20 protein-coding genes are annotated in these 19713 nt (G+C 69.0%); 12 read left to right on the top strand and 8 right to left on the bottom strand.

The features are described 5' to 3' along the window. Nucleotides 1-61: 61 nt before the first annotated feature. Nucleotides 62-1207: an XdhC family protein gene (locus IU476_RS01200; RefSeq protein ID WP_324193809.1), complete on the bottom strand. Its 1146-nt coding sequence runs from the start codon at nucleotides 1205-1207 to the stop codon at nucleotides 62-64. 282 nt (nucleotides 1208-1489) lie between these two features. On the opposite strand from IU476_RS01200, the gene IU476_RS01195 reads away from it, so the two are divergent. From IU476_RS01195 to IU476_RS01175, 5 genes are read left to right on the top strand one after another with little or no spacing between them, the layout of a single operon-like run. Beyond that, nucleotides 1490-3838: a xanthine dehydrogenase family protein molybdopterin-binding subunit gene (locus IU476_RS01195; RefSeq protein ID WP_195095678.1), complete on the top strand. Its 2349-nt coding sequence runs from the start codon at nucleotides 1490-1492 to the stop codon at nucleotides 3836-3838. After that, nucleotides 3835-4710, top strand: a complete 876-nt coding sequence (locus IU476_RS01190) for an FAD binding domain-containing protein (RefSeq protein WP_195095677.1) — start codon at nucleotides 3835-3837, stop codon at nucleotides 4708-4710. The genes IU476_RS01195 and IU476_RS01190 overlap by 4 nt, the downstream gene beginning before the upstream one ends. Continuing rightward, nucleotides 4703-5182, top strand: coding sequence for a (2Fe-2S)-binding protein (locus IU476_RS01185; RefSeq protein WP_195095674.1), 480 nt, complete (start codon nucleotides 4703-4705; stop codon nucleotides 5180-5182). Before IU476_RS01190 ends, IU476_RS01185 begins: the two co-directional genes overlap by 8 nt. A gap of 10 nt (nucleotides 5183-5192) precedes the next feature. Next, a complete protein-coding gene (locus tag IU476_RS01180; protein ID WP_195095672.1) occupies nucleotides 5193-5870 on the top strand; it encodes an SRPBCC family protein in 678 nt (225 codons plus the stop codon). A 26-nt stretch (nucleotides 5871-5896) separates the two neighbouring features. Beyond that, nucleotides 5897-6130, top strand: a complete 234-nt coding sequence (locus tag IU476_RS01175; RefSeq protein ID WP_195095670.1) for a hypothetical protein — start codon at nucleotides 5897-5899, stop codon at nucleotides 6128-6130. Nucleotides 6131-6308: 178 nt separating this feature from the next. Here IU476_RS01175 and IU476_RS01170 read toward each other — a convergent pair whose 3' ends face one another. Both IU476_RS01170 and IU476_RS01165 read right to left on the bottom strand, forming a co-directional pair. Further along, on the bottom strand, nucleotides 6309-6815 hold the full coding sequence (locus tag IU476_RS01170; RefSeq protein WP_195095667.1) for a hypothetical protein: 507 nt from the start codon (nucleotides 6813-6815) through the stop codon (nucleotides 6309-6311). Continuing rightward, nucleotides 6812-7417 (bottom strand): TetR/AcrR family transcriptional regulator, encoded by a 606-nt coding sequence (locus IU476_RS01165; protein ID WP_195095666.1) that lies wholly within the window; start codon nucleotides 7415-7417, stop codon nucleotides 6812-6814. Before IU476_RS01165 ends, IU476_RS01170 begins: the two co-directional genes overlap by 4 nt. A 227-nt stretch (nucleotides 7418-7644) precedes the next feature. On the opposite strand from IU476_RS01165, the gene IU476_RS01160 reads away from it, so the two are divergent. From IU476_RS01160 to IU476_RS01140, 5 genes are all read left to right on the top strand, one after another. Then, the gene (locus IU476_RS01160) at nucleotides 7645-8814 is read left to right on the top strand and encodes an amidohydrolase family protein (RefSeq protein ID WP_195095665.1); all 1170 of its coding nucleotides are present in this window, start codon (nucleotides 7645-7647) and stop codon (nucleotides 8812-8814) included. 2 nt (nucleotides 8815-8816) lie between these two features. Next, the gene (locus IU476_RS01155) at nucleotides 8817-10049 is read left to right on the top strand and encodes a M24 family metallopeptidase (protein WP_195095664.1); all 1233 of its coding nucleotides are present in this window, start codon (nucleotides 8817-8819) and stop codon (nucleotides 10047-10049) included. Then, nucleotides 10039-11160 carry a M24 family metallopeptidase gene (locus IU476_RS01150; RefSeq protein WP_195095663.1) on the top strand — a complete coding sequence of 374 codons (1122 nt, stop codon included), beginning with the start codon at nucleotides 10039-10041 and terminating at the stop codon, nucleotides 11158-11160. Before IU476_RS01155 ends, IU476_RS01150 begins: the two co-directional genes overlap by 11 nt. Before the next feature lie 137 nt (nucleotides 11161-11297). Beyond that, nucleotides 11298-12278 carry an enoyl-CoA hydratase/isomerase family protein gene (locus tag IU476_RS01145; protein WP_195095662.1) on the top strand — a complete coding sequence of 327 codons (981 nt, stop codon included), beginning with the start codon at nucleotides 11298-11300 and terminating at the stop codon, nucleotides 12276-12278. Nucleotides 12279-12348: 70 nt separating this feature from the next. After that, nucleotides 12349-14814 (top strand): CaiB/BaiF CoA-transferase family protein, encoded by a 2466-nt coding sequence (locus IU476_RS01140; RefSeq protein ID WP_195095659.1) that lies wholly within the window; start codon nucleotides 12349-12351, stop codon nucleotides 14812-14814. Between the two features lie 28 nt (nucleotides 14815-14842). On the opposite strand, the gene IU476_RS36945 is transcribed toward IU476_RS01140, so the two are convergent. From IU476_RS36945 to IU476_RS01120, 4 genes are all read right to left on the bottom strand, one after another. Beyond that, nucleotides 14843-15862, bottom strand: a complete 1020-nt coding sequence (locus IU476_RS36945) for an NADP-dependent oxidoreductase (RefSeq protein ID WP_324193808.1) — start codon at nucleotides 15860-15862, stop codon at nucleotides 14843-14845. A gap of 9 nt (nucleotides 15863-15871) precedes the next feature. Continuing rightward, the gene (locus IU476_RS01130) at nucleotides 15872-16453 is read right to left on the bottom strand and encodes a GNAT family N-acetyltransferase (RefSeq protein ID WP_195095656.1); all 582 of its coding nucleotides are present in this window, start codon (nucleotides 16451-16453) and stop codon (nucleotides 15872-15874) included. A 12-nt stretch (nucleotides 16454-16465) separates the two neighbouring features. Next, nucleotides 16466-16678 carry a DUF397 domain-containing protein gene (locus IU476_RS01125; protein WP_195095652.1) on the bottom strand — a complete coding sequence of 71 codons (213 nt, stop codon included), beginning with the start codon at nucleotides 16676-16678 and terminating at the stop codon, nucleotides 16466-16468. A gap of 281 nt (nucleotides 16679-16959) precedes the next feature. Beyond that, nucleotides 16960-17268, bottom strand: a complete 309-nt coding sequence (locus tag IU476_RS01120; protein ID WP_195095650.1) for a hypothetical protein — start codon at nucleotides 17266-17268, stop codon at nucleotides 16960-16962. A gap of 161 nt (nucleotides 17269-17429) precedes the next feature. Between IU476_RS01120 and IU476_RS01115 the strand changes: the two genes are divergently transcribed. Further along, a complete protein-coding gene (locus IU476_RS01115) occupies nucleotides 17430-18599 on the top strand; it encodes a helix-turn-helix domain-containing protein (protein WP_195095648.1) in 1170 nt (389 codons plus the stop codon). A gap of 101 nt (nucleotides 18600-18700) precedes the next feature. On the opposite strand, the gene IU476_RS01110 is transcribed toward IU476_RS01115, so the two are convergent. Further along, nucleotides 18701-19264 (bottom strand): hypothetical protein, encoded by a 564-nt coding sequence (locus IU476_RS01110; protein WP_228822942.1) that lies wholly within the window; start codon nucleotides 19262-19264, stop codon nucleotides 18701-18703. Between the two features lie 34 nt (nucleotides 19265-19298). Here IU476_RS01110 and IU476_RS01105 point away from each other — a divergent pair, with 34 nt between their 5' ends. After that, nucleotides 19299-19712 carry a VOC family protein gene (locus IU476_RS01105; RefSeq protein WP_195095646.1) on the top strand — a complete coding sequence of 138 codons (414 nt, stop codon included), beginning with the start codon at nucleotides 19299-19301 and terminating at the stop codon, nucleotides 19710-19712. Nucleotide 19713 lies beyond the last annotated feature (1 nt).

The following is a 19713-nucleotide window of genomic DNA, read 5'->3' as shown; positions in this document are numbered from 1 at the left end:
ACCACTATTGGTGAACGCCAGCTCACAGCGGTGCCCGCGGAGGTCGGCGGGCGCGGGGAGATCACGTCGCGGCAACACGTCGCGGGGTCGGAGATCCCTGCTCCGAGTGGATCGGCCGCTCGGTCGTGGACAGCGGCCGCGCGGAGCCGCCGCGGCGCACGGCGACGATCTCCGCGCCGATCGCCACGGCGGTCTCCTCGGGGGTCCGGCCGCCCAGCTCGAGACCGATCGGGGAACGCAGCCGGGCCAATTCGGCGTCGGTGAGCCCGGCGGCGCGCAGCTGGGCGCGGCGTTCCCGGTCGGCGCGGCGCGAACCCATCGCACCCACATAGGCCACCGGCAGCCGGAGGGCGGTGCTCAGCACGGGAATGTCGAACTTGGGGTCGTGAGTGAGGACGCAGAGCACGGTGCGCGCGTCGACCGGCGTCGCGGCGAGGTAGCGATGCGGCCAGTCCCGCACCACCTCGTCGGCCGCGGGCACCCGCGCCCGGTCGGCGAACGCGGGCCGCGGCTCGCACACCGTCACCCGATACCCCAGCAGTTTCCCCACCCGGCACAGCGCCACGGCGAAATCCGTTGCGCCGAAGACGATCATGCGCGGCGGCGGCGCGAAGGAGTGCACGAACACCGTCCGCTCCCGGTCCGCGCAGCCGATCACCCGCAGCCCCGTCGCACCGGTGTCCAGCATCGCCAGCGCCTCCCGCGCCACGGCGGGATCCAAGCCCGCACCGACCCAACCGATGTCACCCACCTCCCCCGCACCGCGGCGATTCGTCTCTCCCCCACCGGTTTCCGCTCCGACCCGCAGCGTCGTGATCGCGCCCGTCTCCAGGTCGCGGACCACGGCCGCGGGGTGGGCGGTGTCCGACGCCGCCTCGATCGCGGGATAGGAGTCGGGGGTGACGCGCTGGACGAAGACGTCGAGTTCACCGCCGCAGGTGAGGCCGACGGCGAAGGCGTCGTCGGCGCTGAAACCGAAGGTGCGGCGGGCGGGGGCGCCCGAGGAGAGGACCTCCTGGCACAGCTCGTAGACCGCGCCCTCGACGCAGCCGCCCGACAGGCTGCCGCGCACGGTCCCGGCCCGGTCCACCGCCATCGTGGCCCCCAGCGGCCGGGGCGCGCTGCCGCGCACGCCCACGATCGTGGCGAGCGCGTAGACGGTGTGCGCGGCATGCCAGCGCATCAGCTCCGCGGCGAGTTCGCGCACGGTGACCTCCCGGCGATCGTCGGCCGCACGGCGGTGTGGCCGGCTCCCGTCTCGAATGCGGGCGACCCGGGCCCGAACCTGAGCGAGAATGGTATTCTCATAACATTCTAGCGTCATACTCATATTCGACATATATGACATTGACACTGCGGGAACGCTAATGCTAGACACATGCTCAGCAGGCGCTCGGTCCGTATCCGAGGCGAACAGAAGGATCAGCCGGATGTTTTCGACCAGACCGTTGCCCGGCGGCGCCGGGCGGCGCGGGCGGCGAGCCGCCCGATGAGCACCACGGAAACCGCCACCAGCACCGTCGTCGGCACGCGGGTGCCGCGCCTCGAGGACGCCCGCCTGGTCACCGGCGCGGGCACCTTCGTCGACGACGTCACCCGCCCCGGCATGGCGCACGCCTGCTTCGTGCGCAGCCCGCTGCCCCGCGCCCGGATCGGCGAGATCGACGTGTCCGCCGCGCTCGAGCTGGACGGGGTGCTCGCCGTCTACACCGCCGCCGACCTCAACCCCGGCGCGCACGAGATCTCCTACGACCTGGACATGGCGGGCATGCCGCCCATCCCCCGGCCGCCGCTGGCCGAGGAGGAGGTCCGGTTCGTCGGCGACCCGGTCGCGCTGGTGATCGCCGTCGACCGGTACGTGGCCGAGGACGCGGTCGAGCAGATCGTCATCGACTACGACCCCCTGGACCCGGTGGTCGACTACACCACCGCCGCCGAGTCCCCCAACCTGGTCCATGCCGGTTTCGCGGGCAATTCGGCCGGGGAGATGGGCGGCCGCCCCGCCGCGGACCTGGCGCCGATCTTCGACTCGGCCGCACATGTGGTGCGGCAGGAGATCTTTCAGCAGGCCTATCTGCCGGTGCCGATGGAAACCCGCGGCGTCGTCGCGGAGTGGTCGGCGCCCACCGCGGAGATGACGATCTGGATCTCCACCCAGTCCCCGCACGAGGTGCGCGCGTTCTGCGCCCGGCTGCTCGGCATCGACGAGCACCAGGTCCGGGTCATCGCCCGCGACACCGGCGGCGGCTTCGGGCTCAAGCAGCTGCCCCTGCGGGAGGAGACCTGCGCCCTGCTGGCCGCCCGCAAGCTCGGCCTCGCCGTCAAGTGGATCGAGGACCGCCAGGAGAACCTGATGGCCTCGGGCATGTCCCGGCACGAGCACGCCGAGGTCGCCATGGCGTTCGACGCCGAGGGCACCATCCTGGCCGCGTCCATCGCGCACGTCCAGAATGTCGGCGCCTATCCGACGCCCTCACCGATCGTCGGCGGCATCCCGGTCGGCATGCTGTTCCCCGGGCCGTACCGGATCACCGAGGCCTCGTTCCACGCGAAGTTCCTGTACTCCAACACCGTCGGGCGGGTGGCCTATCGCGGGCCGTGGCAGTTCGAGTCGGTCAGCCGCGAGGTGCTGCTCGACCACGCGGCCCGGCAGCTCGGCATCGACCCGATCGAGCTGCGGCGGCGGAACATGTTGCGGCGCGACGAATTCCCGCGCGCCAACGCCAACGGCATGCCGCACGACCACGTGTCGCCGCTGGAGACCCTGGAGCAGGCGATCGAGATGCTGGACTACGAGGCGTTCCGCGCGGACCAGCGCGCGGCCCGCGCCCAGGGCCGCTATCTCGGCGTCGGCACCTGCACCTATCTGGAGCCGACCACCGGCGCCAGCCCGTTCCTGGCCACCGAGGGCGCCACCATCCGGATCGAGCCGAGCGGCAAGGTCAACGTCTACGTCGCGGGCGGTTCGGCCGGCAACAGCCTCGAGACCACCGTCGTGCAGCTCACCGCCGACGCGATCGGCGCGACACTCGCCGACGTGCGAACCATCCAGGGCGACACCGCGATCACCCCGTTCGGCGGCGGCACCGGCGGCAGCCGGTCGGGCTCGATGACCGCGGGCGCCATCGAGCAGACCGCCTCGGTGCTGCGCGAGAAGATCCGCGCCATCGCCGCGCACCGCCTGAACACCACGCCGGAGGAGATCGAGTTCGCCGCGAGCCGCGCCACCGTGCGCGGCAACCCGGAGGCCACCCTCACCCTGGCCGAGATCGCCGATATCGCCTATTTCCAAGCGGATTCGCTGCCACCGGGCATGTCGCCCGGCCTGGAGTCCTCCGGGCGGTACAAGACGCCGCAGATCGCCATCTGGGCCAACGCGACCCACGTGTGCACCTGCGAGGTCGACATCGAGACCGGCCAGGTGACGCTGCTGCGCTACATCGTCAGCGAGGACTGCGGCCCCATGATCAACCCGAGCGTGGTGGAGGGCCAGATCTACGGCGGCACCGTGCAGGGCATCGGCGGCGCGCTCTACGAGCACCTCGCCTACGACGAGAGCGGAAACCCCGTGGCGACAACGTTTCTGGACTATCTGCTGCCCACGGCGGCGGAAGTGCCGACCATCGAGGTCGGGCACGTCGAGACGCCGAGCCCGGGGCCCGGCAGCTTCAAGGGCGTCGGCGAGGGCGGCGCCATCGGCTCCACCCCGGCGGTCCTCAACGCGGTCGCCGACGCGCTCGCGCCGTTCGGCGTGGAGATCCGTGAGCTGCCGCTGTCGCCGTCGCGGATCGTCACCATGATCGAGCGGGCCCGCGCCGCCGGGGAGGGGAACCGATGAAACCGGCCGCCTTCGAATACCACGCGCCGTCCACCGCGGCGGAAGCCGTTGCGCTGCTTGCCGATCTGGGCGACGAGGCCAAGGTCATCGCCGGCGGCCAGAGTCTGGTGCCGATGCTGGCGCTGCGACTGGCCGTCTTCGACCACCTCGTCGACCTCCGCCGGCCGACCGAGTTGCGCGGCATCGAGTCCGGGCCCGACTCGATCCGGATCGGCGCGGGCACAACGCATTCCGCCGTCGGCGAGTCCGAGGAGGTGCGCCGCGCGGTACCGCTGCTGTCGCGGGCCACGCCGCTGATCGGGCACTTCCAGATCCGCAACCGCGGCACGATCGGCGGCGCGATCGCGCACGCCGACGCCGCGGCCGAATACCCCGTGGTCGCGCTGACCCTCGACGCCGGGATCGAGGCCTTGTCCGCGCGCGGGACACGGACGATTCCCGCCGCGGAGTTCTTCACCGGCATGTGGACCACCGAGCTGGCCCCGGACGAGATCGTCACCGCGATCACCTTCCCGGTGTGGCGCGGCCGCTGCGGTTTCGCGATCGAGGAATTCGCCCGGCGCAAGGGCGATTTCGCGATGGCCGGGGCCGCCGTGGCGGTGCGGCTCGACGCCGACTCGCGCGTCGACCGGTGCGCGATCGGCCTGTTCGGACTCGCGCCCACCCCGGTGCGCGCGTCCGGGACCGAGGCCGAGCTGGCGGGCCGCCCGATCGAGGCGATATCCGCCGAGGAGGTGGGCCGTTCGGCGACGAGCGGGCTCGACTCCGTCTCCTCGGACGTCCACGGCTCCGCCGACTACCGGCGCCGGGTCGGGGCGGCAATGCTGGCGCGCGCCTGGCGGCGCGCCGTACAGGAGGCGAGCAATGACTGAGGTCGACATCGAGGTCCGCGTCAACGGCGCGCGGCGCACCGACCGGGTGCCCGCCCGCCTGACCCTGGCCGACTATCTGCGCGAACGCTGCGGCCTCACCGGCACCCACCTGGGCTGCGAGCACGGCGTCTGCGGCGCCTGCACGGTGCTGCTGGACGGTGCCGCGGTGCGTTCCTGCCTGGTGTTCGCGGCGCAGGCCGACGGCGCCGAACTGACCACCGTCGAGGGCGTGGCCGGACCCGACGGGGAACTGTCGCCGGTGCAGGCGGCCTTCCGCGACGAGCACGGATTGCAGTGCGGCTTCTGCACTCCCGGCTTCATCGTGTCGGTCACCGCGTTCCTGCGCGACAATCCCGACCCGACCGACGCCGAGATCCGCGACGCCGTCTCCGGCAACCTCTGCCGCTGCACCGGATACCAGGGCATCATCCGCGCGGTGCGCGCCGCGGCCGACGCGAACCACACCCTGTGAAGGACTTCCCATGAAACTCGACAACACCTTCAGCATCCCGGTCCCGGCCGCACAGGCCTGGTCGGTGCTGCTCGACCTGGAACGCATCGCGCCCTGCGTGCCCGGCGCCACCATCACCTCCCGCGAGGGCGACGACTTCCACGGCAAGATCAAGGTCAAGCTCGGACCGGTCGGATTGAGCTACAGCGGCATCATCAAGGTCGTGTCGCAGGACGAGGCGGCCGGTATCGCGGTGCTCGAGGGCCGCGGCCGGGAGACCCGCGGCAACGGCACCGCGAAGGCGACCATCACCTGCAAGCTCGTCGAATCCGACGGCGCCACCGACGTTTTCGTCGACACCGACCTGTCGATCACCGGCAAGCCGGCGCAGTTCGGGCGCGGTGCGCTGGCCGATGTAGCGGGCACGCTGATCGGCCAGTTCGCCACCAATCTGGCCGACGAGATCACCGCGGCGACGCCCGCCGCGCCACCCGGCACCGTCTCGGCCTTTCCCGGCACGGCGGAGAACGACTCCGCCGCAACGACTTCCGAGAGTCCCGCGCCGCGCAAGGCGGCCGAGCCGATCGACATCCTCGCCGCCGCGGGCGCGAACAACGCCACCCGCTACGGCGGCCTGGCCGTGCTGCTGGTCGCCGGCCTACTCGTCGCGCACTTCCGTCGAAAGCGAGTCGCCCGGCTCGCGCGGTGAGGCAGGACGATGACATGATCGCGCCGGTGAGTAACGAGGTTACCGAGTATCGGGGTGCGGGCGGACCGGCCGCACGGAAACCGCGGCGGGTCCGGCACATCCGGATCGAGACCGGCGCGTTCGCCATGGACTACCAGGCCTGCGCGGAACAGATCGCGGACATCATGGCGGAGCTCGCGAGCGTGGGCTTGGTGGTTACGGTCGACGACGAGGTATCCCCGGACCTGCCTCCCCTTCCCTGCGGCGCGCTCTGGGACTGAGCCGCCGGACTTTCGCCCCACGCAACGACTCCCCGCGGCATTACGCAGCGCGCGGCACAAACACCCTGCCCTGCTGCGCATCCCGTCGATGCGCGGCACAACTCCCCTGCCCGGCCGCGCGTTTCGATCACGCGCGGCACAAATTCCCCGCCCGCTCGCGGCGGGCGGGGACGGCGAATCAACCCACCGGGCTCAGGTCCGCGCCGATCGACGGCGCGGCCGACACGCCGCTGCGGAACACCTCGGTGGCCCCGACCGCGGCGGACGGCACGGCGGCGGCGGTGAGGGCCTGGGCCTTGAAGGCCTGGGCGGCCACGCTCAGCCGGTGCAGCACCGGATCGACCCGGTGCTCCGGCGGGGTCCGCCAGCCCTCACCCCAGACCACGACCTCTATTCCGCCGTCTCCCAACGCTTTCAGCAGGCCGCGCCGCGCGCGCGGGTCGCCCTCGCACACCTCGCACCCCACTGCCAGCGCGTGCGGCCGCCGCCCCTGCCCGCCCGCGGCGAGCACCGATTCCAGGTCCAGGGTCTCGGCCCCGAGGATGCGCAGCGGGCGCGAATCCGACAGATCGGCGAGCAGCACCGTCACGTCCCACCCGGCGACGGCGCGGTCGAACAGCCAGCCCCCGGCGTGCTCGACCACGTCGACGATGCTGGTGGCGACGACGTCGAGGCGGTACCTCATCGTTGCGCGTCCGGTCTTAGGTCGCGGGCCAGCGACCGGGTGTACTCGTTGAACACCTCGGTCAGCGGGATCGAGTGGTCGAGCAGCCATGAGATCTCCATTCCATTGATGAAAGCGACGATTTCGATAGCCCGGATGTCTGGATCGAGGTCGGGCCGATACCGTCCGATCTCCTGGTTGCGCCGGATGATGTCGGCCACGATGCCGACGGCGATCTTCCATCGGTCGAGCAGGCGGTCGTGCAGGGGAGCGTCGGGCATCAGGTTCTCCACCAGCATCACCACGAAGGTCCCCACCAGCTCCGGCGAGCGTTCGATCCGCTCGGCGACCTTGCCGATCTCCACGATCAGGTCGCCGCGCAGGTCGGTGCCCTCGAGGTCGGCGGCGTCGCGGGCGTCCAGCACCGCGTGTAACAGCTGGTCCTTGGAGGGGAAATGGTGTAACAGTCCGGCCGGGCTCACCCCCGCTTCGCGGGCGATCTGGGCCAGAGTCGTACTACGCCAGCCGTTTCGGGTGAGCAGCCGCTGGGCGACGCGCAGAATGCGCTGCCGGCGGTCTTCGCCCTTGGCGAGCAGGGAGGCGTAGGGACGGGGAGTAGTCACGAGACGCTCTCTTCCACAAACCTAGTGAACACACAGTAGGTTGGTTCGGCCGATGTGACAAGGGTCTCACCGCACATCGATCCCTGCAGCACTTGACGGTAATGCCATTCTCGCAGTTGAGACACCAGAAGTGGCCCGCGTATAGCCGACTTATGTATACGCCACTCTCCTGTTGTGATAATTTTATTCCCATACCGCGACACGAACAGCTCCGATGGAGGGTCAAGATGTCGGTTTCGACCAGCAGTGCTTCGTTGTACCCGCCGGGCGGTTTCGGGCCGCCCAAAGACCGCCGCGGTCACGCCGAGGGCTCGGTGGGCCTGCCCGCCGGCACCGAGGTGTTCTCGGCCGACAACCACATCTCGCTGGCCGACGACATCTTCTACGAGCGGTTCCCGGAGAGCATGAAGGACCGCGCGCCGCGGATCTGGTACGAGGACGGCGCCTACCAGATCGGCCGCAAGGGAAAGTCTTTCCTGCCAGGCGATTTCAGCAGCGTCCTGATGCAGTACGACCCGCTCGACGGGTCCGGCAGCGCCAATATCGAAGCGCGGGCGGCGGATCTGCGCGCCGACGGCATCGCCAAGGAGCTCGCGTTCCCGAATGCGTTGCTGGCGTTGCTGTTCTACCCGGACAAGGAGGTCCGGGAGCTGGCGTTCCGGGTGTACAACGAGTACATCGCCGATCTGCAGGAGCGCTCGGGCGGCTCGTTCTACGGTGTCGGCCTGATCAACTGGTGGGACCCGGCCGGCGCGCGCCGCACCCTCGACGAGCTGAAGTCGCTGGGGCTCAAGACATTTCTGCTGCCGCTCTCGGCCGGCAAGGACGACGACGGCAAGGTCATCGACTACGGCAGCACCGCGATGATCCCGGTGTGGGACGCGATCGAGGAGTCCGGGGTGCCGGTCTCCCACCACATCGGCGAATCGCCGCTGTCGGCGCCGTGCGAGGTCAACTCCGTGGTGGTCGGCATGATGCACAATGTCGCGCCGTTCCGGGAGTTGTTCTCCAAGTACGTGTTCAGCGGCATCATCGACCGGCATCCGGGGCTGAGCATCGGCTGGTTCGAGGGCGGCATCAACTGGGTGCCCTCGGCGATCCAGGACGCCGAGCACATGAACGCCTCCTATCAGCACATGTACAACCGCCCGATCGAGCACGAGGTGCGGTACTACTGGGACAACCACATGCGCGCGTCGTTCATGGTGGATCCGCTGGGCCTGTCGCTGATCGACCACATCGGCCGCGACCGGGTGATGTGGTCCTCGGACTACCCGCACAACGAAAGCACCTGGGGCTATTCGGAAAAGTCCCTGGCGGGCGTGGTGGCGGCGGTCGGCCCCGAGGACGCCGCCAAGATCGTCAGCGGCAACGTCACCGACTTCCTGGGCCTGTAGCCATGACGACTTCCACCACCGGCGCGCCGTCCCTCGTGATCCCCGAGACGCCCGATCGGGCGCGCCTGCGGCGCGAGACCGGGGCGCGGCTGCGCTCGGTCATGGCTCAGCAAGGCGTCGACGCGCTGGTCCTGCTCAACAACAGCAATGTCGTGTACGCCACGGGCACCAACTGGCCGCTCGGCGACGCCGGGTTGTCCCATGTCGAGCGGCCGGTCGCGGTCGTGGTCGCGGGCGACCCGTGGCCGCATCTGTTCCTGCCGTTCCGCGAGGGCACCGCCGAGGAGTCCGACCTGCCCGCCGACCATCTGCACGGGCCGGTGTATCTCGAATTCGACGAGGGCGTAGCGGAATTCGCGAAACTGCTCGCCGGCCTGATCCCGTCCGGCTCCACCGTGGCGGTCGACGAGTGCACCGGGGCCATGCGCCGGGCGCGGAGCGGGCTGTTCCCCGGCGGGCCGCCGTCGGACGCCGCGCTGGTGGTCGGTCCGGCGAAGCTGATCAAGACGCCCGACGAGATCGCCTGCATCCGCACCGCCGCCCGCATCACCGATCGGGCGATGGTCGATGTGCAGGCGGCGCTCGCGCCGGGGCGGCGGCAGATCGATCTGTCCGCGCGGTTCATCCGCCAGGCCTTCGAACTGGGCGCCACCGCCACCATGCTGGAGGCGATCTGGCAGGTCATGCCCGACACCAAGGCGGAGGGCGTCTGGACCACCCACGGCGACCTGGCGCTGCCGCTGCTGTCCACCGAACGCGAGCTGCGGGCCGGGGACGTGCTGTGGACCGACGTCAGCATCACCTACGGCGGCTACTGCTCGGACTTCGGCCGCACCTGGATCGTGGGGCGGGAGCCGAACGCGCGGCAGCAGAAGCAGTTCGAGCGCTGGCACGAAATCCTCACCGCCGTAATGGATGTGACACGCGCCGGGGCGACCGCGGCCGATCTGGCGCGCGCCGCGACGGCCGCCAACGACGGAGTGAAACCTTGGCTGCCGCACTTCTATCTCGGCCACGGGATCGGGGTCAGCGCGGCCGAAACACCCATGATCGGCACCGATCTCGGTCCCGAGTTCGACGAGAACTTCGTGTTCGAGCCGAACATGGTGCTGGTGCTGGAGCCGGTGGTCTGGGAGGACGGCACCGGCGGCTATCGAAGCGAGGAAATCATCGTGATCACCGAGGAGGGCTCGATCGCCCTCACCGACTACCCGTATGCGCCCTATGGCCACTGAGGTGATGCCCGACGATCGCGCCCTGCGGCATGGGCGGCGCGATCGCGCACTGGCACAGATGCGAGCCCATGACCTGGACATCCTCGTCCTCGGCCGGCAGGCCAACGCCCGCTACCTGGCGGGCGCGCCGCAGTTGTGGGTTGCCGGGACCCGCCCGTTCGGTCCGGTGGCGACCGTGGTGCGCGACACGGGCGCGGTGCACCTGCTGAGCACTTGGGACGAGGGCATTCCCGACGACATTCCGCACGAGCACCTCTACGGGCTCGCATGGAATCCGATGACCACCATCGGGGTGCTGCGCGACATCGAGGGCGCGGCCACCGCGAAAAGGGTCGGCACGGACGCGCTCTCGCCGAGCTTCGCGAAGCTGCTGCCGCTGGCGTTCCCGAATGCCGAACTGGTCGACGGGGAGCAGGCCATGCGCACCGCGCGGCGGGTCAAGACGCCCGAAGAGGTTGCGGTGCTGCGCAATACGCTGCGGGTGGCCGAGTCGGGGCTGGCGACCACGGTTGCCGCGCTGGCGCCGGGCGGCAGCGAGCAAAGGCTGATCGGGGTGCTGCTGGAGGCGATGACCGCCGGTGGGGTGAGTACCCCGGCGTCGCAGGATTCGGTGTGGGTGACGTCGAAGGAGCACCCGTGGCGTCGCGCCGGAGCCGACCGGCTGGTGCGATCAGGCGATCTGGTGGCGATCTCGGCCGGTGTCCTCGGCGACGGGTACATCGGCGAGGTGGGACGGACCTATCCGGTCGGCACCGCCGGTCCCGACGCCGCGCAGCTGTACCGGCGCTGGGATGCGCTGTGGGACAGGCTGATCGAGGTCTGCCGACCCGGCGCGGCGGCCGGGGAACTGCTCGCCGCCTACGAGCGCGCGGGCGAACCGCTGCCCGCGATGCCGGTCGCGCGAGGGCTCGGCATGGGCTTCGACCCGCCGGTCGTCTCGCCGCAGCTGCGGGCCACGGCCGACGCCGAGCGGCTGGAGCCGGGCATGGTGCTGTCGGTCACCGGCTACGTGTGGCAGTCCGGCGTCGGCGCGGTGTTCGGCCGCGACGCGGTGCTGATCACCGACGACGGTTGTGAAGTGCTGACCACCGCACCGCATTGGGAGCACTAGGACTCGTCCGCTACGGGGCGGCGACCACCTCCCTACCTGTCCGCTACAGGGGCCAGGCAGCGACCACCTTCCCGCCTGTCCGCTACAGGGGCGGTAGCGACCACTTCCCTACCCTCTCCGGCAAAGGAGCCCGACCCATGCCCGGTTCAGAGCAGTCCGCGGGGAATTCCGGCCGGCCACCGGCCGAGGAGATCATCCGCTACGCCAAGGATCCGAAGACGCGCATCGCGACCATCACCTTCGACCGTCCCGATCAGCTCAACGCGCCCACCGTGGCGGCGCGGCTGCGCTACGCCGACCTGCTGCACCGCGCGAGCGTCGACGACGAGGTGAAGGTGCTGGTCGTGCGGGGCGCGGGCGACGACCTCGGCAGCGGCGCGGACCTGCCCGAGTTCATGGCGGTGCAGAACTCGCCCGACCAGGGTCCGCGGCTGGCCGAGTACAAGATCGGCCCTGACGAGGTGCGGTATCCGTCGAAGGAGTCCTTCCGGCACGGCGCCACCATCAGCCAGTGGTACGCCAACGCCCAGGCCGGCTGCCGCAGCTTGCAGGAGTTCAAGAAGATCAGCATCGTCGAGGTGAAGGGCTACTGCTACGGCTGGCACTTCTACCAGGCCGCCGACGCGGATCTCGTGATCTCCTCGGACGACGCGCTGTTCGGGCATCCCTCGTTCCGGTACTACGGCTGGGGCCCGCGGATGTGGACGTGGGCGCAGACCATGGGGCTGCGGCGGTTCCAGGAGATGGTGTTCACCGGGCGCGCGTTCAGCGCGCGGGAGATGTACGACTGCAACTTCCTCAACAAGGTCGTGCCCCGCGCGGAACTCGAGGCCGAGACCGAGAAGTACGCGCGGGCGTGCGCGCGCAACCGGCCCACCGACACGGTGTTCATGCAGAAGATCTTCTTCGAGGTTATGAAGCAGCACCAGGGCGAGTACATGGGCAGCCTGCTGAGCGGCTTCTTCGAGTCGATGGGCGGGCACATCCACGCCGACGACGACGAACTCATGCTGGACAACGCCTTCGACAACGGGCTGAACAATTCGGTGAAGGACAACGACGCGCAGTTCCCGCCGGAGTTCCGGCTGAGCAAATCGGGCCGCGACGAACCGGAGTAGCGGGCGCTGTCCGGAAGTTCCGTGGCGACACCGGAACCGGTGCGCCGCACGGCGAAAGTCGGTGGGAGACATGGCATCGAGAAGTTCCACACCCGACGGGCAGGCCGTCGAGCCGCCGCTGCGCGGGTGCGTCGTGGTGGACCTGTCGAGCGGCATCGCCGGGGCGTACTGCACGAAACTGCTGCGCGACGGCGGCGCGGAGGTGGTCGCGATCGAACCGCCGGAGGGCAATGCGCTGCGGCGTTGGTCGGCGTCGGGCGCTGTCCTCGACAACGGTTGTGACGGTGCGTTGTTCAGCTTCCTGGCCGGCGGGAAGGCGAGTGTGGTCGCCGATCCCGCGGTGCCCGCCGATCTGGACCTGATCGCCGAGTTGCTGGGGTCGGCCGACATGGTGATCTGGTCGCCGGGCTCACGGCTCGCCGACCACGAGCGGTTCACCGCGGCGGCGATCCGGCGCGCGCACCGGCATCTGGTGGTCACCGCGATCACGCCGTTCGGGCTCGACGGGCCCTGGAGTGGGCGCGCGGCCACGGAATTCACCCTGCAGGCGTGGTCCGGCGGCATCGTCGGGCTCGGCCGCGGCGCGCCGGAGCAGGCGCCGGTGCACGTCGGCGGGCGGGTCGGCGAATGGTTCGCGGGGGCCTACGCGTCCGCGGTGGCCATGACCTCGCGGCTGCGCATGCTCGGCTCGGGCACGGGCGAGCTGGTGGATCTTTCGATGCTGGAGACCCAGATCCTCGGTCTCACTTACTTTCCCGTGTCGTTCTTCGAGGCGCTGGGGCGGCCGTTCCGCACCGAGCGGCGGCTCAGCGTGCCGGGGGTGGCGGCGGCGGCCGACGGGCTGGTCGCGCTGGGCTGCGGCACCGCGCAGCAGTGGTTCGACCTGTGCGCGATGGTCGGGCACACCGAGTGGATCGATGCGGACGGCGACCTGTCGATCACCGAGCGCGCCGGCAAGCACGCGCCGGAGATCTTCGCGTGGCTGGCCGAGCAGCCGGCCGAGGTGATCCGCGACCTCGCGACCGCGTTCCGGATTCCCAACGGCCCGGTTGTCAACGGGGCCAACGCCACCACCATGGATCATCATGTCGCGCGGCAGGCGTTCACGGTGAATCCGCGCGACGGTTTCGTGCAACCCGGTCCGCCCTACCGCACCCGGCCCGGTCTGGTGCGCGGTCCCGCGCCCGCTCCCCGGCTCGGCGCGGACACCGAGCGGTACCGTGCCGTCCGGGCGCCGCGCCGCGCCAGGACCGCGAAGGTGCGCCCGGATCCGTTGCCGTTCCGGGAACTTCGCGTGCTGGACCTGACGACGTATTGGGCGGGGCCGTCCTGCACGCATTTTCTCGCCATGCTCGGCGCGGAGGTCATTCATGTCGAGTCGGCGGGTCGGCCGGACGGCACGCGGCTCATCGCCGGGGTGCCGGCGTCGGAGGAGCAGTGGTGGGAGAAGTCGCCGATCTTCTCCGGGCTGAACACCGGCAAGAAGGGCATCACCGTCGACTTCCGATCCGAGCGCGGGCGGGAGCTGTTGCAGCGGTTGGCGGCCACTTGCGATGTCGTCGTGGAGAATTACACGCCGCGGGTGCTCGAGCAGATAGGACTGGACTATCCGGTGCTGCGCGCACTGCGCCCCGACACCATCATGGTGCGTATGCCCGGATTCGGTCTCGACGGGCCGTGGCGCGACAATCCGGCCTTCGCGTACATCATCGAGGACACGTCGGGGCTCACCTGGCTCACCGGGCACCGGGACCGAAATCCGTTGGAGCCGTACTCGATCGGCGACCCGAACGCCGGTGTGCACGCCTTGAACGCGTTGCTGCTGGCCTTGGAACACCGTCGCACGACCGGGCGCGGGGTGCTGGTGGAGGCCGCGATGGTCGATGCCGCTCTCAATGTCGCCGCCGAGCAGGTGATCGAGTACTCCGCCTACGGCGCGCTGCTCGAACGCGACGGCAACCGCGGTCCGGCGGCCGCGCCGCAGAACCTCTACCGCGCCGCCGGGCTGGACGAATTCGGCAGGGCGGACTGCTGGGTCGCGATCGCCGTGGCCACCGACTCGCAGTGGCGCGCACTGCGAACCGCGCTCGGCGACCCGTTCTGGGCGCTCACGCCGGAACTCGCCGCCGCCGAGGGACGCCGCCGCCACCACTCTCTGATCGACGAGCATCTGGCCGAATGGTGCGCCGCGCGCGACAGCGACGAGATCGTCCGAACGCTCTGGGCCGCAGGGGTTCCCGTCGCCAAGGTCATGCAGCCGCACCGGCAGGTCGAGTTGCCGCAGCTACACCACCGCGGTTTCTTCGAGCCCGTCTCCCATCCCGTGGCCGAAACCGCCCGTCACAGCACGGTTCCGGCGCGCTTCTCCGCGGGCCCCGACCGGTTCCACCGCTCCCCTGCCCCGCTGCTCGGGCAGCACAACGTTGAAGTGCTCACGGGCTTGGGGCTTTCCGAGGCGGAGATTCGTTCGCTGGAAAGTGAAGGGGTTATCGGTGGCTTCCCTGCTGTCGTTCGTACGCCGGTGAAGTCCGAATAATGCTGGAGCGCATTGCCATCGCGTTGCTCTAGTAGGGCGCGACGCGCACCAGTTGCTTGCCGAGGTTGCCGCCCTCGAAGACCGCACGCAATGCGCTCGGCGCGGATTCCAATCCGCCGCTGACGGTTTCCGCGATGGTGAGGCGGCCCTGGTCGTGCCAGTCGTGCAACGCGGTGAAGGCTTCCGGGAAGCGGTCCAGGTAGTCGAGGAAGATGAAGCCTTCCATGCGCGCCCGTTCCATGGCCAGGCGCATGTAGTTCCGCGGCCCGTGTGAGGGGTCGGTGCCTTGGTAGCCGGTCGAGATGGCTCCCGCCAGCACGACGCGAGCACGGCGGGCGAGGTGCGCGAGACCGTGTTCGAGGATGCGGCCACCGACGCCGTCGAAGAAGACGTCGATGCCGTCCGGGGCCGAGCGGGCCAGACAGGCGTCGATATCGTCGTGCTTGTAATCGATGGCGGCATCGAACCCGGCTTCATCGACGATCCAGGAACATTTGCGCGACCCACCAGCGATCCCGATAACCTTGCAGCCCAATGCTTTCGCGATCTGTCCCGCGATGGACCCGGTCACCCCGGCCGCCGCCGACACCAGCACCGTCTGCCCTGCCTCGGCACGACCGACATCGGTCATTCCGAAATACGCCGTCAACCCGGGCGCGCCATACAGACTCAACATGAGCGTCGGCGGCACACCCTCGGGAATCACATTCAGCCCGAACAACCCACCCTCGGACGCCACCACATAGTCCTGCCACCCCACCACCCCCGCCACCCAACTCCCGACCGGATACCGCGAATCGCAAGACCGAACCACCTCCCCAACCCCACTCCCCCGCATCACCTGCCCGACCGCCACACCTTCGATGTAGTTGTCGCCATCGTTCAACCAGCCGCGCTGCGTGGGATCAATACCCAGCCAATGCACCCTGACCAGAGCTTCCCTCTGACCCAGCACAGGCACAGACGCACTCCTCAACTCGAAGTCGTCATCCCGCAAACAACCATCCGGCCGCCGCCGCACCACCCACTGCCGATTCACATCCACCACCGGGCGATGCTAAGTCAGTGCCGCTGCCCCCTTCGAGCCATTTATCGTCCGCGGTCTCGCCAACTCGTCCATGACGGGCGAGTCGGCGAATGACTGTGTCTGTCCGATAAGGCACCAACCCCACGACTCGTAGACTTCGCGTGCCGGATTCCCCACCCGCACGAGCAGGTAGGCCAGCGGTTCCGGACGTTCCGAGAGCAGAGCGTCGTGGATGCGGCGGGCGTAACCTCTGCCCTGCGCCATGGGATGCACAGCGAACTCGCGGAATATGTAGACCGGCCCGGATGCTGCCCGGCCCAGCGCGGGAAACGCATGCGTCGCCTTGTCCCACACCTCTTCCGGCCGACGGTACGGCGTCCCGAACGCGTATCCGATCAAAGCCCCGTCGACCCTTCCCGTCACCAACTCGAACTCGGGTATCGGGGCATAGATCTGATTCAGACGCTCCCAGAACCTATCGGGCGCGTACCACGGGTCCCCTTGCTGATCTCGATGAGAAGCGAGATAGACAGATTTCAATTCGTCGGCCAAGCCCAGCGTGCCGACCGCGTCGTACCGTGCGAGAACGAGTCCAGAGGTCGCTTCGCTCACGATCAAACCTTCTCACACTGCCGACAACGCGAGTGCCCCGTTGCGAATGCTGCCGACGAACGCATCCCACTCGAAGGGCGTGAAAGCCAGAGCCGGACCCGAGGGGTTCTCGGAGTCACGAACTCCGACCACACCATCATCGAAGAAAGCAACCTCCACGCATTCTTTACCTGCCTGACTACGGCTACTCTTGAACCAGTGTGCTCCGCCTCGGTCGACGCTCACGCTTGCACGCTCCTCTCCCAACCTGCACCGCTACAAAACAATTCAGCGATTCCGCCCTGAATCCGGCTTGACTCGTCCGGCTTCGATCAAGGTTCGGAATGCCGTCCGCTTGCGGGGACAATCCTCCGTCGCGCACTCCCGATGCTGCTGCATGATCGCGTGCGCCCGAGCGAGCGAAATCGGCCCGAGGGGCGCGTCGTGCGTCCATCCGAGCGCGCTCTGCTCTTGCCCGATCCGATCGCGGATGCCCTGCACGGTGATTTCATTGCGACTTCGCCACCTCATACGGTACATCCCTCTCGAATGAGCGACCAGCGTGCGAAAGTTAGTCTCGGGGAGAGGGTTTCAACGTCTGTGATGTTCATCAAGCCGTTCAGCGTGAGTGGCGTCAGATGCGCGGGCGACAAGGTGATCACAGCGTCCACGTCGGCGCTGCGTACCTGGTCGATCAGCGGAATCAGCGACGGTTCCGGCCAGACGATCAGATAACCGAGGCGGCGCGCGAGCCGCCCGACTTGGGCACGGTCCCAGACCGGCGCGGTACTTACGTCCGGATCCACCCACCCCAGCGCGGTAGGACGATATCGCATCGCTGTCTCCTGTTCCTCACGACTTCCTGGTGGCACCCGTCGCAGATGGTCCCGATCGGGTGTGCCCGTCGTCCGGTTCGCCGACGGCTGCTGAGTCAAGAGATTGGCAGCGCGGGGGGCCGCGGAGTGACACAGAAGTGCTACTGGCGCACCATGGGCACATGAGGGCTCAGCACGCAGGGGAAGCGATTGCTCGGGAGCGGAAGCTGGCCGGGCTGTCGCAGCAGCAGTTGGCGGACCGGTTGCGGTACAGCGCGAGCATGTTGCGGGCGGTGGAGCAGGGGCGGCGGCCGGCCAGCCCGGCGCTGCTGGCTGCCGCCGCGCGCATCCTCGGTGTGGAGCCGGAGCTGTTGACCGGTCAGCCGTATCGGGATGTCCTGGACGCGGACGGTCCATTGGACGGGCTGTCGGAGCTGCGGGCGATCCTGTCAGAAGGCGAGTATGTGCGCGGCACGGAACCCGGTACCTATGAGGAGCTGAGCGCCGAGCTGGCCGCCGTCAACGATGCGGACAGGGCGGGCCAGAGTCGTCGAGCGCTCGCAGCATTGCCCGGCCTGATCCGAAAGCTTTATGGTGCAGTGGATCTCGACCCACAGCCGCGCGTGTACGCGCTCCTCGCAGGCGCATACAACGCTGCCGACCGCCTCTGCCGACGCTTCGGGCACATGGCGCTCACGGTGCCCTCCATCGACCGATTCGATTGGGCCGCAGCGCGATCCGGCGATCCGTTGCACATTGCGCTCGGCAAGATACTCCGCACCCGGCTGTTGATGTATCACGACAGCACGCATATCGCGCTGCGTTTGGTCGACGAGGTCGTCGGGGCGATCGACGGTCCCAGTGAGGGAGAGCTGTCGGTCAGGGGCGCAGCGCATTTAGCGGGAGCGGTTGCCGCCGCCCGCGCACGGCGTGTGGACACCGCACGAGACCACCTCACGGCGGCGCGGGTGTTGGCGGCCCGTCTCGGCCACGAAACGCGTTCGTATGAAACGCTGTTCGGTCCGATGAACACCGAAATTCATGCCATCGGAGTCGAGTTGGAAGCGGGCGACCCGGGAATCGCGGCCCGAACGGGCTCCGAGCTGATCCTTCCCGATTCCCTCGCACGATCCCGGGCCGGACATCACTGGCAGGATGTGAGCCGCGCCTGGCTGATGATCGGAAAGCCGGACCAAGCCTTGGCGGCGCTGAACAAGGCACGCCGAGTCGCACCCCAGCAGACCCGGCTGCACCCGTCGGTGCGCGAAACCGTCTACGGCATCGCGGCAGCTCAGCGCCGACGCACCGACAGCCTCCAGGGCTTCGCGGCCTGGCTCGGCGTCGGGGTCTGAGCGTGAATGCGCCCCCTGTCACGCGAGGCGGTTCGCGGCAGGGGGCACATTGATCGGGTAGACGCTCTATCGATCCTCAAACCCGTCCTGGTGGGGTCGGCTCAGCTCTCGGCGGGTTCGATGTATCGAGCCCAGTGCGGTAGGCGGTGGCGGCCGAGTTCCCGCATTACTTCCAGGCGTTCTCGGTAGCGCGCAATATCGGGGGTTATCGCACGGAACCAGAAGGACACGCTGGCCCATGGCTTTTCGGGGTCTTCGCCTTCGGTGAGGAGGTGGACGGGCGGGTCGTCCAAGCCTAGGTCGGGACCGTCGATGACGTGGAATGTGTACGACTGGTGCTCGACCAGAACGAGCGAGCCCTCGGGATCATCGAGGGGTGCGCCCCAGGTCGGCAGGGTCGCGAGCAAATGTGACTTCGCCTGCCGAGATACCTGATCGACTCCGAGTGAGCTGCCCGGCAGCCACAGGCCGTGATTCCGGCCGATCAGCCGGAGCACGGCGCGAACGGCGGCCGGGACCGCGCGGGCACCCTGTTCGCCTGCCCAGGCATCGATGTCCTCGTCCGACGCGCCGCTCACCGATTCCGGCCGTAGGCCGTCGCTCACCGCCGAGGTGAAAATAGCGCGAACCCGCTCGGCACCTTCGTCCCTGGGCAAACCCACCACTGCATTCTCCCATTGCTCGTTCTACGCTCGCAGCGTGCATCTGGAGCTGATCACGATCATCGTCGACGAGTACGACTCCGCTATCGAATTCTTCGTCGGCAAGCTGGGTTTCGACCTGGTCGAGGACTCGCCGTCGTTCACGAACGACGGGCGGCCCAAGCGGTGGGTTGTCGTTCGGCCGCCGGCGGGAGACACCGGGATTCTGCTGGCTCGGGCGGACGGCGACAGGCAGCGCGAGGCGGTGGGTGAGCAGGTCGCGGGGCGCGTCGGGTTCTTTCTCCGCGTCGACGACTTCACCGAGAAATATCGGCGGCTGGTCGAGTCCGGCGTGACGTTCGTGACCGAGCCGCGCACCGAAAAGTACGGCCAGGTGGCGGTTTTCCTGGATATCGCCGGAAACCGGTGGGACCTGCTCGGACCGGCCGGACCGTCGGCGGTAACTCGATAAC

Origin of the sequence: Nocardia blacklockiae, assembly GCF_015477355.1 — a bacterium.
Taxonomy (GTDB): domain Bacteria; phylum Actinomycetota; class Actinomycetes; order Mycobacteriales; family Mycobacteriaceae; genus Nocardia; species Nocardia blacklockiae.
Note: the sequence above shows the minus strand (reverse complement) of the source record. Positions and strands in the feature narration are given on the sequence as shown.